The sequence below is a fragment of the Priestia sp. 53B2 genome (assembly GCF_056099005.1).
In genome coordinates this window covers 1-246 of the sequence record NZ_JBLZXA010000103.1, presented here as the reverse complement: position 1 = coordinate 246, position 246 = coordinate 1, and the positions used below count along the sequence as shown (strand labels likewise).

Genomic DNA, 246 nt, shown 5'->3' with positions numbered 1-246 from the left:
AACAACAATCTGCTATACATAAAGAATTTCCTAAAAAGAGAATGGAAATGCTCGATCATGTCATCTATAACCTAGTGGCTACGGGCATTCAAGCGATCCGTTCTGAAACGCTTATGAAAAAATTTAACGTCTCAAAAAGTACCGTTTCTCGTTTTGTACGTTCGTTAAAAGCGACACCTTTTATACTCGTGGCCCGATACATTAAAGAGGATGCAACAGGTACTCATCCTGACAGTTATGTATTTG

At 38.2% G+C, this 246-nt stretch carries 1 pseudogene; it reads left to right on the top strand.

The window, feature by feature from the left end:
* A pseudogene (locus ACN6NE_RS31320) lies at positions 1–246 on the top strand (replication protein); the annotation flags it as partial.